15 protein-coding genes are annotated in these 15,036 nt (G+C 59.8%); 13 read left to right on the top strand and 2 right to left on the bottom strand.

Annotated features, from left to right (window positions below; genetic code table 11):
* Positions 1–71 precede the first annotated feature (71 nt).
* The 9 genes from mreC (at position 72) to lipB (ending at position 8,535) form a co-directional block, all read left to right on the top strand.
* Positions 72–971 carry a rod shape-determining protein MreC gene (gene mreC / locus CKO36_RS00735; RefSeq protein ID WP_200279139.1) on the top strand — a complete coding sequence of 300 codons (900 nt, stop codon included), beginning with the start codon at positions 72–74 and terminating at the stop codon, positions 969–971.
* A gap of 8 nt (positions 972–979) precedes the next feature.
* Positions 980–1,459 carry a rod shape-determining protein MreD gene (mreD, locus tag CKO36_RS00730; RefSeq protein ID WP_200279138.1) on the top strand — a complete coding sequence of 160 codons (480 nt, stop codon included), beginning with the start codon at positions 980–982 and terminating at the stop codon, positions 1,457–1,459.
* Positions 1,460–1,503: 44 nt separating this feature from the next.
* On the top strand, positions 1,504–3,384 hold the full coding sequence (mrdA, locus tag CKO36_RS00725) for a penicillin-binding protein 2 (protein WP_200279137.1): 1,881 nt from the start codon (positions 1,504–1,506) through the stop codon (positions 3,382–3,384).
* 12 nt (positions 3,385–3,396) lie between these two features.
* A complete protein-coding gene (gene rodA / locus CKO36_RS00720; RefSeq protein ID WP_200279207.1) occupies positions 3,397–4,512 on the top strand; it encodes a rod shape-determining protein RodA in 1,116 nt (371 codons plus the stop codon).
* A 74-nt stretch (positions 4,513–4,586) separates the two neighbouring features.
* Positions 4,587–5,432: a septal ring lytic transglycosylase RlpA family protein gene (locus tag CKO36_RS20050; protein WP_200279136.1), complete on the top strand. Its 846-nt coding sequence runs from the start codon at positions 4,587–4,589 to the stop codon at positions 5,430–5,432.
* A 131-nt stretch (positions 5,433–5,563) separates the two neighbouring features.
* Positions 5,564–6,718: a D-alanyl-D-alanine carboxypeptidase family protein gene (locus CKO36_RS00710; protein ID WP_200279135.1), complete on the top strand. Its 1,155-nt coding sequence runs from the start codon at positions 5,564–5,566 to the stop codon at positions 6,716–6,718.
* The gene (locus CKO36_RS00705; protein WP_200279133.1) at positions 6,715–7,578 is read left to right on the top strand and encodes a D-amino acid aminotransferase; all 864 of its coding nucleotides are present in this window, start codon (positions 6,715–6,717) and stop codon (positions 7,576–7,578) included. Before CKO36_RS00710 ends, CKO36_RS00705 begins: the two co-directional genes overlap by 4 nt.
* Entirely contained in the window at positions 7,571–7,918 is a 348-nt protein-coding gene (locus CKO36_RS20225) for a DUF493 family protein (protein ID WP_200279131.1), read from the top strand. The genes CKO36_RS00705 and CKO36_RS20225 overlap by 8 nt, the downstream gene beginning before the upstream one ends.
* 59 nt (positions 7,919–7,977) lie before the next feature.
* Positions 7,978–8,535 (top strand): lipoyl(octanoyl) transferase LipB, encoded by a 558-nt coding sequence (gene lipB / locus CKO36_RS00695; protein WP_242469296.1) that lies wholly within the window; start codon positions 7,978–7,980, stop codon positions 8,533–8,535.
* On the opposite strand, the gene CKO36_RS00690 is transcribed toward lipB, so the two are convergent.
* A complete protein-coding gene (locus tag CKO36_RS00690) occupies positions 8,532–9,146 on the bottom strand; it encodes a chorismate--pyruvate lyase family protein (protein WP_200279127.1) in 615 nt (204 codons plus the stop codon). The genes lipB and CKO36_RS00690 overlap by 4 nt on opposite strands.
* 295 nt (positions 9,147–9,441) lie before the next feature.
* On the opposite strand from CKO36_RS00690, the gene CKO36_RS00685 reads away from it, so the two are divergent.
* On the top strand, positions 9,442–9,639 hold the full coding sequence (locus CKO36_RS00685; protein WP_200279126.1) for an alanine-zipper protein: 198 nt from the start codon (positions 9,442–9,444) through the stop codon (positions 9,637–9,639).
* Here CKO36_RS00685 and CKO36_RS00680 read toward each other — a convergent pair.
* Positions 9,618–10,673 (bottom strand): L,D-transpeptidase family protein, encoded by a 1,056-nt coding sequence (locus CKO36_RS00680; RefSeq protein WP_242469289.1) that lies wholly within the window; start codon positions 10,671–10,673, stop codon positions 9,618–9,620. The genes CKO36_RS00685 and CKO36_RS00680 overlap by 22 nt on opposite strands.
* On the opposite strand from CKO36_RS00680, the gene CKO36_RS00675 reads away from it, so the two are divergent.
* The 3 genes from CKO36_RS00675 (at position 10,662) to groL (ending at position 14,985) form a co-directional block, all read left to right on the top strand.
* Positions 10,662–12,764, top strand: a complete 2,103-nt coding sequence (locus tag CKO36_RS00675; RefSeq protein WP_200279125.1) for a GTP-binding protein — start codon at positions 10,662–10,664, stop codon at positions 12,762–12,764. The two genes, CKO36_RS00680 and CKO36_RS00675, sit on opposite strands and share 12 nt — an antisense overlap.
* Positions 12,765–12,940: 176 nt before the next feature.
* A complete protein-coding gene (gene groES, locus CKO36_RS00670) occupies positions 12,941–13,231 on the top strand; it encodes a co-chaperone GroES (protein ID WP_200279124.1) in 291 nt (96 codons plus the stop codon).
* A gap of 101 nt (positions 13,232–13,332) precedes the next feature.
* Positions 13,333–14,985: a chaperonin GroEL gene (groL, locus tag CKO36_RS00665; protein ID WP_200279123.1), complete on the top strand. Its 1,653-nt coding sequence runs from the start codon at positions 13,333–13,335 to the stop codon at positions 14,983–14,985.
* Positions 14,986–15,036: the final 51 nt, after the last annotated feature.

Genomic DNA, 15,036 nt, shown 5'->3' with positions numbered 1-15,036 from the left:
GCATGCTTTGAGCAGGATCCGGGTCTGCGCATGCCCTTCCTTCCAGCCGGATAATCTTCTGCAGTCCTTGCATGAAGCCTCTGTTTAACCGTGGACCTTCGGCGATTGTGCGCTTGGTGATGGCGTCATTGGTGGCGCTGGCGCTGATCATTGCTGATCTGCACTATCGAGAGTTTGATGCCCTGCGCTCCGGGCTGGCCGTGACCCTTTATCCACTGCATTTTCTTGCAGCCTTGCCCTCACGCTTAGCCCGAAACATTGAAAATCAAGTGGCCGACAAGGCACAGTTGCGCGCTGAGAACAAGCGTCTGCACCAGGAAAATCTGACGCTGAGCGCGCGTTTGCAGCGCTTCGATGCCCTGGAATCAGAGAACGAACGGCTGCGTAATCTGTTAGGCTCAGCGTTCAAGGTGGGTGAGCGGGTACTGATTGCCGAGTTGTTGCAAGTGGATCTTGATCCTTACCGCCAGCAGGTGCTGGTGGATAAGGGAACCCTGTCGGGAGTCTTTGTTGGCCAGCCTGTGTTAGATGCCAATGCGGTGATGGGGCAGGTCGAGCGCGCCAACCCTCTCACCTCCACAGTGTTGCTCATCACCGATGCCAGACACTCATTGCCGGTCAAGGTCAACCGCAATGGACTCAGGTCCATCGCGACCGGGTCTGGGCTGATCGACCAGTTAAATCTGCTGCATGTCCCCAAAAAAGCCGATATTCGGGTGGGCGATCTCTTGGTTACCTCTGGACTGGGCGGCACCTATCCGCCTGGGTATCCGGTCGCGCGGGTGACGGAAGTGAGCATTGAACCGGGCAAACGCTTTGCAACCGTTACCGCCGAGCCCACGGCACGGCTTGATCGCAGTCACGAGGTGCTGATGGTGTGGTCATTGCCGAGGCTCATGGAAGAGGGTGCTGTGACCGATGCGGGTGGGGTTGGAACCGCGTCTTCCCAGCACGCGGTTTTGGAACCCTGAGCGTCCGCGTGTCCATACGTTTTCTCTGGACCATCCTGCTGACCCTGGGCGTGGCCTGGTTTCTGACCATTCTGCCGATGCCGACTTGGGCCATCGGCTATCGTCCGCAATGGGCGGCACTGACGATCGTTTTCTGGGTGACGGCCTTCCCGGATCGCGTGGGCGTGTTTTGGGCGTTTTTTGCCGGTTTGATGCTGGATGTGGTGACCGGCTCCCTGCTGGGGCTGCATGCCCTCAGCTTTTCGATCATGGGCTATCTGACCGTTGAGCTGCAACATCGGATTGCGCTCTTTCTCGCTTGGCAGCAGGCGCTGTCGGTCTGGCTGATTCTAACCGTGGAGCGCCTAGTGTCGCTCTGGGTGCTGAGTGCCACGAATCAGCCAACGCCCGGACTGTCCTACTGGAATGCCACCATCGTCAGCATGCTGCTGTGGCCCTGGTTCGCCGCTCTGCTGCGGGCTCTGGTGCGACGCCTGGATGTGACTTAATTCCGGCCCTCTGTCCCGATTCCCTGTCCTGATTCAGTACCCAGATGCTTGATGCCAAGTTTAATGATCCGCGTGGTGAAGCCCGGCTGTTCACTCGGCGGGTCATACTGTCAGGCCTGGTGGCCATCTTATGCCTGGCCGCCGTGGTCGCCCGCTTGGTTTATCTGCAAGTATTTAACAGCGAGCATTATCGAACCCTGTCCGAGGATAATCGCGTTCGGGTGGAGCCGCTGCCGCCCATGCGCGGGCTGATTTACGACCGCAACAATGTCCTGCTGGCCGATAATGTGCCTTCGTATTCGCTGCAAATCATCCCGGGCAAAGTTGATGATATCGCCCAAACCATTGATGCGTTGAGCCGCCTGATTAATATCAATGACGTTGACCGCCAACGTTTCGAGCGTCTGCGCCGCCAGCACCGGCGCTTTGATGGCGTGCCCATCCGGCTTGATCTGAGCGATACCGAGCGTGCCCGCTTTGCCGTGCACAGCCATCGTTTCCCAGGGGTGCAGATTCACGCCGAACTGCTGCGTTATTATCCCTTCGGCGTCGATACCAGTCACGTCCTGGGCTATGTTGGGCGTATCAACGAGCGCGAGATGGAGCGCATTGATCCATCGGCCTATGCCGGGACCAGTCATATCGGCAAGATCGGCATCGAAAAGGCCTATGAAGATGCCCTGCACGGCAAGGTGGGCTTTCAACAGGTGGAGATCAATGCGCGCGGACGCGTGCTGCGCACACTGGAGGAACAGCTGCCGACCTCGGGTGAGGATCTGGTGCTGTTTCTGGACATTGATCTACAGCAGGACATCATGCGGGCCATGGCGGGCAAGCGCGGTGCTGTGGTAGCCATTGATCCCAATTCGGGTGGAGTGCTGGCGATGGTCAGCACGCCCGGCTTCGATGCCAACTTGTTTGTTGACGGCATCAGCGTCAAGGATTATGTCGCGTTGCGCGACTCAATCGACAAACCGCTCTACAATCGAGCCGTGCGGGGGCAGTACCCCCCGGCCTCGACTATCAAACCTTTCATTGGACTGGGTGGTCTGGCCAGTGGTGCTATCAGCTTTCGTGATGGCAAATACTGCGGGGGATATTTTCAGCTCCCGGGGCACAGCCATCGCTACCGCTGCTGGAAGCGCAGCGGTCACGGCACTCTGACGGTGACCGATGCTGTGGTGCAGTCATGCGATGTGTTCTTTTATCGTCTTGCTCACGATATGGGCATTGAGCGACTGGATCGCTTTTTGGCCGATTTTGGTTTTGGCGCCAAAACCGGCATTGACTTTGCCGATGAGTTGGGTGGTCTGCTGCCCACGCCCGAGTGGAAGGAGCGGGTGCGTGGTCGGCCCTGGTATCCAGGCGAGACGCTTATTGTTGGTATTGGGCAAGGGGCTTTTTTGGTAACTCCCTTGCAGTTAGCCGCTGCAACGGCGGCCATGGCCAATCATGGCACCTACTTTCAGCCGCGCATGGTGCAGGCGGTGCGGGATCCATCCACGGGTTTGGTGCACACTACCGAAGCGGTCAGTCATCGCATTGCCGTGGATGGCGAGGCCAAATGGCAGGGGATTGTCGATGCCATGGCACTGGTGGTGGAGGGCTCACGTGGCACGGCCCGGCGTATCCGCAATCGACTGATACGGATTGCCGGCAAGACCGGCACCGCCCAGGTGTTCACCATCGGTCAGACCGAACGCTACAACGAGGCTCAGGTGGCCGAGCGCATGCGCGATCATGCGCTCTTTATCGCCTTTGCACCCATTGAGGCTCCGCAGATAGCCGTTGCGGTGATCGTCGAAAATGGGCGTCATGGCGGCTCTACGGCGGCCCCCATTGCACGTCAGGTCATTGACAGCTATCTGCTGAAACGACGGGTTGAGCCGCCACCACCGCCGGGCGCCGACGCTGACGGAGATTGACCCGCTGTGACCCTGTTTTCCGACACCTTGAGTGAAGACAGCGAGCGTGGCTTGTTGGAGCGCTTGCACATCGATTGGCCGCTGTTGCTGGGAATTCTTGTGCTATGCGCCTGCGGACTGGCGATTTTGTTCAGTGCGACGGAACAGTCCACCGGTCAGGTGGAACGGCAGATTTTCCGACTTGGCCTGGCCCTGGGGGTAATGATTCTGATCGCGCAGATTCATCCCGAGCATTTGCGCCGCTGGTCGCCGCTGCTGTTTCTGCTGGGCGTGACCATGCTGGTGGCGGTGGCCATGACTGGTGAGATTGGCAAGGGAGCGCAGCGCTGGCTGAATCTCGGCGTTCTGCGCTTTCAACCCTCCGAGTTGCTTAAGCTGGCGGTGCCTATGATGCTGGCCTGGTTCTTTTCCGGCGGCACGCTGCCGCCCAGCCTGCCGCGTATTCTGGTCGGTGTCATCATCACTGCCGTGCCGGTGCTGCTGATTGCCCAGCAGCCGGATCTAGGCACCGCGCTCATGGTGACCAGCGCGGCGTTGGTGGTGCTCTTTATGGCCGGACTCAGTTGGCGCTTGATCGCCGTGCTTGGAGGGCTGGCCGCAGGGGGGGCGCCGGTACTCTGGTATCTGATGCACGACTACCAGCGCCAGCGCGTGCTGACCTTTCTTGATCCACAGTCCGACCCGCTTGGCGCCGGTTATCACATTATTCAGTCGCAGATTGCCATCGGCTCGGGCGGTATCTATGGCAAAGGCTGGTTTCACGGCACCCAGTCGCATCTGGAGTTTCTGCCGGAACGCTCGACGGACTTTATTTTTGCCGTGTTGGGCGAGGAGTTCGGTTTGGTCGGCATACTGGTGGTACTGGCAGTGTATTTGTTCATTATCTTCCGCGGGCTGTATATCGCCGTGCATGCGCATAACAGCTTTTCGCGCCTGCTCGGTGGTGCTATCACCATGGTGTTTTTCGTCTATCTGTTCGTCAATACCGGCATGGTGGTTGGGTTGCTGCCGGTGGTGGGTGTCCCTCTGCCGTTGATCAGCTATGGCGGAACCTCGCTGGTCACCATTATGGCCGGCTTTGGCATCCTGATGTCGATCCAGACCTCGAAATATTCTCAATCAAGATAAGGTGTTTCGCGCTATAATGAAGGTGGTTTATCAGGACCGCAAACAACTGAGCCCCAAGACCCGATGAGACCAAGATGAACGCCTGCCTTTTCTTCTCCCGCCGACTGATCATCGGTGCTCTGGTTTCCCTGCTGGCCGGCTGCGGTGGTGGCCTGGCGACGCACTCTGATGTCAACCAGGATCTGGGCGATCCGCCTGATGCCGTGCCTAAGGTGGAGCCAAAATCCAAGTACGGCAATATGTCATCCTATGAGGTTTTGGGGCGCCAGTACAAGACCAAGCGCAGCAGCAGGAACTTCGTTCAACGCGGGCTGGCCTCCTGGTATGGCAGCAAATTTCATGGCCGGCGCACGTCCAGCGGGGAAGTGTATGACATGCATCAAATGACAGCCGCGCACAAGACCCTGCCCCTGCCAAGCTATGTGCGCGTGACCAATCTCGAAAACGGCCGTAGCATCGTGGTGCGCGTGAATGACCGCGGTCCCTTCCATCGCGGTCGCATCATTGATCTGTCCTATGCTGCCGCACGCAAGCTCAATATCGTGGCCACGGGGACCGCCAAGGTTGAAGTGCGCTCGATTGACCCACGCGATCATGGCGGCATCGTGGAAGCCCCACCGGCGGCGCCACTTGAACATCACGAGCGCCAACCCAATGCTTTTTTTGATGAGACGTTCAGCCAAAATGATCAGCTGTATCTGCAAGTGGGAGCCTTCGGCGAACTTGCCAACGCCGAGCAACTGCGTCACCGGCTGCTGGCGCATGTTCCGGGGTCGGTCAACATTCGCCCCGGCGCTGAAGCCGAATCGGCTCCCTACAAGGTGCAAGTGGGTCCCTTGAGTTCCCGTGCCGAGGCTGAAGCCGTCTCGCAACGCCTGACGCATCTCGGACTCGCTCAAGGGGTGGTCATCGGGCGCTAAGGCTTCCCGCCGCAGTCAAGTTCAGGCTGCTCACTACAGAGCTGTGGATCACCTCTGTTGATAAGGGGGCCGATCAGGTAAAATTTTCCATTCAGCGGCTATGGCCGCGCTTTCTGGCGGATGCTTCCACAATGTACCCTCTGGCAAAATTTCCGCATCTTGCATGGCTGCTGCTCGTTTGGCTGCTGCCCATCTCCCTGCTGGCCGCCCCCCTGGTCACCCCTGAACCGCCGCAGCTGGATGCCGGTGGTTATGTGCTGCTGGACTTCGAGAGTGGCAAAATGCTTGCCGAACTCAATGCCGATGAGCGCCTGGCGCCGGCGAGTCTGACAAAAATCATGACTGCCTATGTGGTCTTCAGTGAGCTGGCGGCCGGCCATTTGCAGCTTGATGACAAGGTGCTGATCAGTGAAAAGGCCTGGCGCACCGGTGGCTCAAAGATGTTTATCGAGGTCGGCAAGCAGGTGCTGGTTGAGGATCTGGTCAAGGGCATGATTGTGCAGTCGGGCAATGATGCCAGTGTGGCCTTGGCCGAGCATATCGCCGGGACTGAATCGGCCTTTGCGGACATGATGAATGCCGAGGCCAGGCACCTGGGTATGAACAGCTCGCATTTTACCAATGCCCCCGGCCTGCCCGATCCCGAGCACTACAGCACGCCACGCGATATCGCAACCTTGACGCGGGCCATTATTCGCGATTTTCCCGATTACTACAGCTGGTACTCCTTGCAGGAGTTCACTTACAACGACATTCGTCAGTACAACCGCAATATCCTGCTGCGCCAGGATCCGAGTGTTGATGGCGTTAAGACCGGGCACACCAAGGAAGCCGGTTACTGCCTGGTGGCTTCGGCGCAACGCGATAACCAACGCATGATTTCTGTGGTCATGAAGACCGCCAGCACCAAGGCGCGTGCACGCGACAGCCTGGCACTGCTGAACTACGGATTTCGGTTTTTTGAAACCCTGAAGCTGTTTCCCGCTGAGCAGCCGGTTGAAATCCTGCGCATCTGGAAGGGCGCCAGCAAGGAGCTACCGGTCGGTCCGGCGACTGATCTTGATATCAGTATCCCGCGCGGCACCTATGAGAAGGTCTCCACCGTGCTGGAGTCGCCGGCCAATATCATCGCGCCGGTGACCAAGGGCGAACAGGTCGGGGAAATCGTGGTTCGACTTGAAAATGAAGAACTGCGCCGCATCCCTCTGGTGGCGCTGGGGTCTGTTCCTCGGGGCGGTATTTTTCGGCTGGCCGTGGATACCGTGCTGCTGTGGTTTCAGGGATGACCGAGGTCTATTTGAACGGCGCCTTTATGCCCTTGGCCGAGGCGCGCGTGCCGGTGCTGGATCGGGGCTTTCTGTTTGGCGATGGCGTTTACGAGGTTATCCCCGTCTATCATGGCCAGCCGTTGCGACTGGCGGCTCATCTTGATCGGCTGGAGCGCAGTCTGGCCGGTATTCGCCTCGCTAATCCCTTGTCCCGCGCGCATTGGGAACACCTGTTCACACGTCTTATCGCCTCACAGGCGGCTGAGAATCAGGCCATTTATCTGCAAGTCACACGGGGTGCGCCGCCGGTGCGCGAGCATCGCTTCTCAAAGTGCGTCGAACCAACTGTATTTGTGATGACCAAACCCATGGCACCGCGTGATCCGCGTATCGCCGAACAGGGAGTGGCGGCCGTGCTGCGCGAGGATATCCGTTGGCAGCGCTGCGATATCAAATCGATCTCGCTGGTTGCCGCTGTGCTGCTCCGGCAGGAAGCGGCGGACCATGACGCCGAGGAGGCGCTGCTGGTGCGCGATGGTTGGGTGGTTGAGGGCTCAACCAGCAATGTCTTTATCGTGCAAGACGGGGCATTGGCAACGCCCCCGGTCGGTCCCGAGTTGTTGTCGGGTATTACCCGGGAACTGATCATTGAGCTCAGCGAACGCCAGGGGCTGACCCTTAAGCAGCGCCCACTGTCAGTCGAGGACTGCCGGCGTGCTGACGAACTCTTGATTTGCAGCTCCACCCGGGAACTGCTTCCGGTCACCCGGCTTGATGGTGCGCCGGTTGGTCAGGGCCAGGTTGGACCGCTGTGGCGGCAACTTGATGCCGCCTATCAGGCCTGTAAAACGGAACTCATGCGGACTCCCCATGGTTGATCCAAGCGCTTCAGACATTCATGACACCCAGGATGCAAGCCAGCACTCCCCCCAGGATCCGTCTCGGGATCCATCAGTGCCCGCCGAGACCCTGCTGGAGTTTCCCTGTCAGTTTCCAATCAAGGCCATGGGGTTGGCCGAACGCGATATTGCCGCGCTGTTTCTCGACATTTTGCAGCGTCATCAGGTTGTTTTGGCACCAGAGCAGGTACGACAGCGCGCCAGCACCAACGGAAAATGGCTGTCGGTGACCGTGGTGGTGCAAGCCCAGAGCAAACAACAGCTTGATGCAATTTATCAGGAATTGACGGCGCACGAAGCGATCGTCTATGCCCTGTGACTGACGCCTGGCATGTACGGCAACGCGGGCGCTGCGCCTATCAGGAAACCTGGCAGCAGATGCAAGATTTCACCGCTGCGCGCGATGCTAGCACACCGGATGAGTTGTGGATTCTGGAGCATGATCCGGTATTCACCCTGGGGCAGGCCGGGCGCCCGGAACATCTGCTGAACCCCGGCGCGATCCCTGTCATTCACTGTGATCGTGGCGGCCAGGTGACCTACCATGGGCCGGGGCAGCTGGTGGTCTATGTGTTATTTGATTTAAGGCGTGCGCGGCTGGGTGTGCGTGAGCTGGTACAGCGGCTTGAGCAGGCGGTGATCGCGATGCTGGAGACCCAGGGCATTGCGGGCAGCACTCGCGCCGGAGCACCCGGGGTCTATGTCGCGGAGGCCAAGATTGCTGCCTTGGGTTTGCGCGTGCGCCAGGGATGCAGCTATCACGGCCTGGCGCTTAATGTGGCCATGGACTTAGCCCCCTTCGCGTGCATCAATCCCTGTGGTTATCCCGGCCTGCAAGTCACGCAACTAGCTGATCTGGGGTGCGCCCTGCCGCTGGCGGCGGTTGCCAATCTGCTGGTTGATGCACTGCGCGAGCAGCTGGATTTGAGCGGTTAGGGATCGCAAAACAACGCCAGCGGGAAGGTCTCAGTGATCAGAATCACCGGCTCCTTGTCGATGATAATGCGATAGGTGCGAAACAGACTGTCGCCGGGCGTGGGTGCCTGGCCTGGATTCACGCCGACCTCCATCACCTCGCGGTAGCTTTCTAGTCCGCTGTCGCGGATCAAAGCGCCGATCCCGATTTCACGATCAATCAAGCGTTGGCGAAAATGCTCCGGCACCCGCTCGGCGCGAATCACTGAGTCGGCTTGGGCGTACTCGCGGTTGGAATCCCCCCCGCGCAAGCGCACACGGCGCACCAGGGCGTTGTCGCCCGGGTTGATTTCAATCCAGGGAATCTCGGCCGGCATGACCGTGAAGGCTTGATGCAGGGTATCGACGACCACCGGCTCCCAGAAATAGGCCTCAAGGATTTTTGTCACCGTGCCATCAGTCACCAGCAGGGCACGCAAAAACGCTGGCAGGGATTGAATGGCGCGGCGGTGGCCATCTCGACACGCAATAGTGCCATTGCGCACAAAACCCTGACAACGAAAGGGGTTAACTTCCGTCTGATGGGCTGTAGCGCGGGCGCTCGAATAGAAGTTCGAGTAAAAGGGCTCCATCGGAATTGAATACGCAATAGATATCTTTAAAGGATGAAGATCAGGGATGCCTGACCCTAAGGGTTGGCTGAACTGGGCGGGGCGATCAGCGGAAAGATGCCAATGTGCTCGAACTGACTTGGCCTTGTCAACGCAAATGCCCAATTATGGGGCTGGTGGTTGTTATATCAGCATCAGTTGCCGCGCCACAACGCCTTTAACCAACAGTGATTTTTGCATCGGGCCGCAAATTGCGTGCAGAGTGTGATATAACAAGACCGCCATCAGGCAACAGATATTTATGGAGAAAATTCTTATGACCAAGCAAACCAAACTTGTCTCTTTGTCGGCCGCCGTTGTGCTGAGCACCGCCATGCTCGGCGGCTGCGCCACCGATCAGGAAGCGCGTGACATGGCTCAGGCTGCTATGGACGCCGCCAATTCCGCTCAGGCCTGCTGCCAGGCTAACGAGGAGCGCATCAACCGCATGTATCAGAAGATCATGTCCAAGTGATGCCAACTGGCTGATTCCCGCCGGCCGCCTACCACCGTGGGCAGGCCGGTATTTTCATCTTTCACCCGCCTGACGGCCTCCCAGTCAATGGCTACATCCGCTGCTTGTGCAATGGCCGCCGGAATCAAATCCTCAATTTGTGTGGCCGCTTGTTGCTGCGCCGATGCATTGGCCTCCAAAAACAGCTGATCCCCAAGCCAGCCGACCTTATAAGGCTGATCGACAATGGTCACCGGCGTTCCGACCGGCACCTTCTGAAACAAATGCTCGATATCCTCCGGGAACATCCGGGTACAGCCGTGGCTGACCGGCATACCGACGCCCCAGGGCTTGTTGGTCCCGTGAATCAGATAGCTGCGATTGCTCAGTCGCATGGCATAGGCACCCAGTGGATTGTCCGGCCCCGCCGGCACCACCGCCGGCAGAATTTCGCCCTTGGCCGCATGCTCCGCGCGGATCGACGCCGGTGGCGTCCAGGTTGGACCCTTGATTTTCTCGACAATGCTGTACTGCCCCACCGGCGTCTCCCAACCCTCGCGTCCCGTGCCCACCGAGAATGTTTCGACTGCTTGCGGTGACAGGAAATAATAGAGTCGCTTCTCGGCGGTGTTCAGTACCAGTCCTTGGCGCGGTGCATCCGGCAGCACTTGACGCGCGGGGATTAGCACATCGACATCATCCTGGGGCACCCACATGTCCACATCCGGATTCGCCTGCTCCATCTCATCGAAGCCCAGTCCGTGATGCCGGCCAATATCGAGCAGGGTTTGCCGCGAGTCGGCCTTGACATAAAAGGGCGTGCCGATGACATCATCGTCGGGACTGGTGAGGCGATAGGGTGGCGAACCCAGACTGATTCCCGGGACCGCAGCGCCGAGCCACAGGCTCGCAAGCAGTGCCGCCGACCGCCACTTCGAGCACGCGGGTCGCGCTGAAGTCGCAGGCTTGATTTGTTGCGCAAATGGCCAAGATGGTAAAAAGTACCCGGCCAGGCGACCTGTTTTGAAATCCCCATCACGGCTGTGACTAAGCATTCACACAAACTCCAACGCGTTCGCAATATCGGCATCGCCGCGCATGTCGATGCCGGCAAAACTACTCTGACAGAGCGTATTCTGTTCTATACCGGCGCTTTGCACAAAATCGGCGAGGTGCATGAGGGCGCAGCCCACATGGACTGGATGGCCGAGGAGCAGGAGCACGGCATTACCATCACGGCGGCGGTGACGCATGCGCCCTGGCGCGAGCATGGGCTGCAAATCATTGATACCCCGGGGCATGTTGACTTCAGTATCGAAGTGGAGCGCGCCATGCGCGTGCTCGATGGCGTTATCTTGGTGCTCGATGGGGTGCGCGCTGTCGAGCCGCAGACCGAAACCGTGTGGCGGCAGCGCAATCATTTTAAGCTTCCAACGCTTTTTTTTATCAACAAGATGGACCGCCCGGGCGCCGATTTTGCACGCGCTATGACGGATATCCGCGAGCGCCTCGGCGTACAACCCCTGGCGATCACCGTACCCCTGCCGGAGCGCCACGCGGTGATTGACCTTATCGGGCAGGACTTGATCGAGTTCCAGGGCGAGCAGGGTGAGCTGCTGCACCGCACACCCTGTCCTGAAGCCCTGTGGTTGCAGGTGGCAGAGTACCGCGAGACGCTGCTGCTGGCCGCCGCCGAGGTGGACGAGACCTTGGCCGACCCGGTGCTGGCCGGTGAGGCGATTGAACCGGCGCAACTGCTCGCCGCGTTGCGACGCGGAACCCTGAGCGGTCAGTTATTTCCGTGTCTGGGTGGCAGCGCGCTACGCAACCTGGGTGTGCAGCCGCTGCTGGATGCTGTGGTGGATTTGCTACCGGCGCCCCTGGATCGCCCGGCGATGTTGGCACAACGGGTGGCGGACGACGCAGCCTCGGCTACCGAATCCATTCACATCAGCACTGACGGGCCGCTGGCGGCACTAGTATTCAAGGTGCAGTTGTGGGACGGGCGGCGCCATTGCTTTACCCGACTGTATCGCAACAGCCTGCGTCCTGGGGACAGCGTCGCCTTTATTGGCGCTGACGGGCGCGTAGTCAAGGAACAGATTGCACGCATTTTCGATCTTGATGCTGGCAAAAAGACCAAAGTGGAGCTGGCTGAGCCGGGGCAAATCGTGCTGCTCGCCGGACTGCGCCATGCGGCCACTGGCGATACCCTCTGCGACCCCGAACACCTGCTCAGCCTGGAACGCATTGAAACCCGCACCCCGGTGCTCAGCTTGGCAATTGAGCCCCTGAGCAGCGCGGAGGACGACAAGCTGCTGAGTGCCCTGGATAAGGTGGCTCAAGAAGATCCCACGCTGCGAGTCGAGGAAGATCCGGACACCGGCCAGCGCCTGCTGCGCGGCATGGGTGAACTGCATCTGCAAATTGTCCTGGAGCGGCTGGAGCGTGAATTTCATCTGCATGTGCGCAGCGGGCGACCGGCCGTGGCGGTGCGTGAAAGCATTGGCGCCTCAGCCAGTGTGGAGGCGCGCTATCAGCGCCCGGCCTCACCCGATGGCAAGCATCCGGAAGTCAACGCCAGCGTCGGGCTGCGAGTCACGCCCAATGCGCGCGGCGCGGGGCGACAGCTGGGTGGTGAGCCGAGCCTCACACCGGAGGGGGCGACGCTAAGCCCCGAGCAGCGCCAGGCCATTCAGCAGGGCCTGCAACAGATCCTGGACAGCGGTCCCGTGCAGGGTGCGCCGGTTGAGGATGTGATCGTGGAACTGCTGCGGGTCGAGCTCTTTGCTCAGGCCAGTTCCCCTGAGGCACTGACCGCCGCAGCGGCCAAAGCCTTGCGTCAGGGACTGATTCAGGCCCGGCCGCTGGTGCTGCATCCGCTCATGCGGGTCGATCTGTCGGTACCGGAAGAGCACCTTGGCCCGGTGCTGGGCGACCTGCAAGCGCGTCATGCCGTGATTCGTGCCACCGCACTGCATGAGGCCGGCACTCTGACGGGGGGCGCGGCCGGGAGCGAGCGCGAAGCGCGCGTGCAGGCCGAGGTGGCCTTGGAGGCCCTGCTCGGCTATGCCACCGAACTGCGCAGCCTGACCCAGGGACGCGGCCAGTTCAGCATGCAGTTCGAGCGCTTCGACGCGATCTAGCCGGGACAAAAAAATCTCCTATTTGCGTCCTGCCCCCTTGACAGCGCGCGCGCCGGCACTATTATTAGCACTCGTTACTGATGAGTGCTAACAACCAATCGCCCGCACGGTCGCCTGACTCGGTCGTTCGCTTGGTCCGGCACTCGACCACGCACCCTACTTGAGGAGATTCACTGATGAATATTCGTCCTTTGCATGACCGCGTCGTCATTCGTCGCATGGAAGAGGAGCGCACCTCTGCTGGCGGTATTGTCATTCCGGACTCGGCCACTGAGAAACCCATCCGCGGCGAAGTGATCGCCGTTGGCAACGGCAAGATCCTCGACAGCGGCGATACCCGTGCGCTCGACGTTAAGGTCGGCGACAAGGTGCTCTTTGGGAAGTATTCCGGCACTGAAGTAAAGATCGACGGCGAGGATTTCCTCGTGATGCGCGAGGAAGACATCATGGGTGTCATCGAAGGCTAAAAAGCCGAGCCCCGGCCGAGCTTCGGCAGGCCGACTCAACCGACATTTTTCTTCGCGTCGCCCAGTCGCGAGACCAGTTAAGATTACGGGAGTAAGGCACAATGAGTGCAAAAGAAGTTAAGTTTGGCATTGATGCGCGTGCGCGCATGATGGATGGCGTCAATATTCTGGCCAACGCTGTAAAGGTGACCCTGGGCCCCAAGGGTCGTAACGTGGTGCTGGAGAAATCCTTTGGCTCACCCACCGTCACCAAGGACGGCGTATCAGTGGCCAAGGAAATCGAGCTGGCCGATAAGTTCGAGAACATGGGCGCACAGATGGTCAAGGAAGTCGCGTCTCAGACCTCCGATGTCGCCGGTGACGGCACCACTACCGCCACCGTGCTGGCGCAGGCCATGGTGCGCGAGGGTCTGAAAGCCGTCGCTGCCGGCATGAACCCCATGGACCTGAAGCGCGGCATGGACAAGGCCGTTGATACGGCCGTGTCAAAACTGCGCGATCTGTCGCGTCCCTGCTCCGATAACAAGGAAATCGCCCAGGTTGGCACTATTTCCGCCAACTCCGATGACAGCATCGGCGAAATCATTGCTGAAGCGATGGAGAAGGTTGGCAAGGAAGGCGTTATCACGGTTGAAGAAGGCAAGTCGCTGCAGAATGAACTCGACGTGGTTGAGGGTATGCAGTTCGACCGCGGCTATCTGTCGCCCTACTTCATCAACAACCAGCAGAGCCAGACCGCTGAGCTGGAAGACCCCTTCATCCTGCTGCACGACAAGAAGATCTCCAACATCCGCGATCTGCTGCCCATCCTCGAAGGTGTGGCCAAGTCCGGCAAGCCGCTGATGATTGTTGCCGAGGACATCGAAGGCGAAGCGCTGGCGACCCTGGTGGTCAACTCCATCCGTGGCATTATCAAGGTCTGCGCCGTGAAGGCACCCGGCTTCGGTGATCGTCGCAAGGCCATGCTGCAAGACATCGCTATCCTGACCGGCGCCACCGTGATTTCTGAGGAAGTCGGCCTGTCGCTGGAGAAAGCTACCCTGAACGAACTCGGTCAGGCCAAGAAGATCCAGGTCAGCAAGGAAGAGACCACCATCATCGACGGCGCCGGCTCCGAGGTGGACATCAAGGGTCGCTGCGAGCAGATCCGCGCCCAGATCGAGGAGACCACCTCCGACTACGACCGCGAGAAGCTGCAAGAGCGTCTGGCCAAGCTGGCTGGCGGCGTGGCGGTGATCAAGGTCGGTGCCGCGACCGAAGTCGAGATGAAGGAGAAGAAGGCCCGTGTCGAAGACGCTCTGCACGCAACCCGTGCGGCCGTCGAGGAAGGCATCGTCCCCGGTGGTGGTGTCGCTCTGGTGCGGGCGCTCACCGGCGTGCGCGGCCTCAAGGGCGCCAACCACGATCAGGATGTCGGTATCGGCATTGCCCTGCGCGCCATGGAAGAGCCGCTGCGTCAGATCGTCAACAACGCTGGTGCTGAAGCCTCGGTGGTCATGCAGAAGGTTGCCGAAGGTGAAGGCAACTACGGCTACAATGCCGCCAGTGGCGAATATGGCGATGTGGTCGGCATGGGTATTCTCGACCCGACCAAGGTCACCCGCACCGCATTGCAGAACGCCTGCTCCGTCGCGGGTCTGATGATCACCACCGAGGCTATGGTGGCCGATGAGCCCAAGGACGAAGCTCCAGCCGGTGGCGCTGGCGGCGGCATGGGCGGCATGGGTGATATGGGTGGCATGGGCATGATGTAATCCGGTTCATCCGGTGAGTCCCTGACCTGGCCGGCGCATCTTGCGCGCGGC

The sequence above is a fragment of the Rhabdochromatium marinum genome (assembly GCF_016583795.1).
Taxonomy (GTDB): domain Bacteria; phylum Pseudomonadota; class Gammaproteobacteria; order Chromatiales; family Chromatiaceae; genus Rhabdochromatium; species Rhabdochromatium marinum.
Note: the sequence above shows the minus strand (reverse complement) of the source record. Positions and strands in the feature narration are given on the sequence as shown.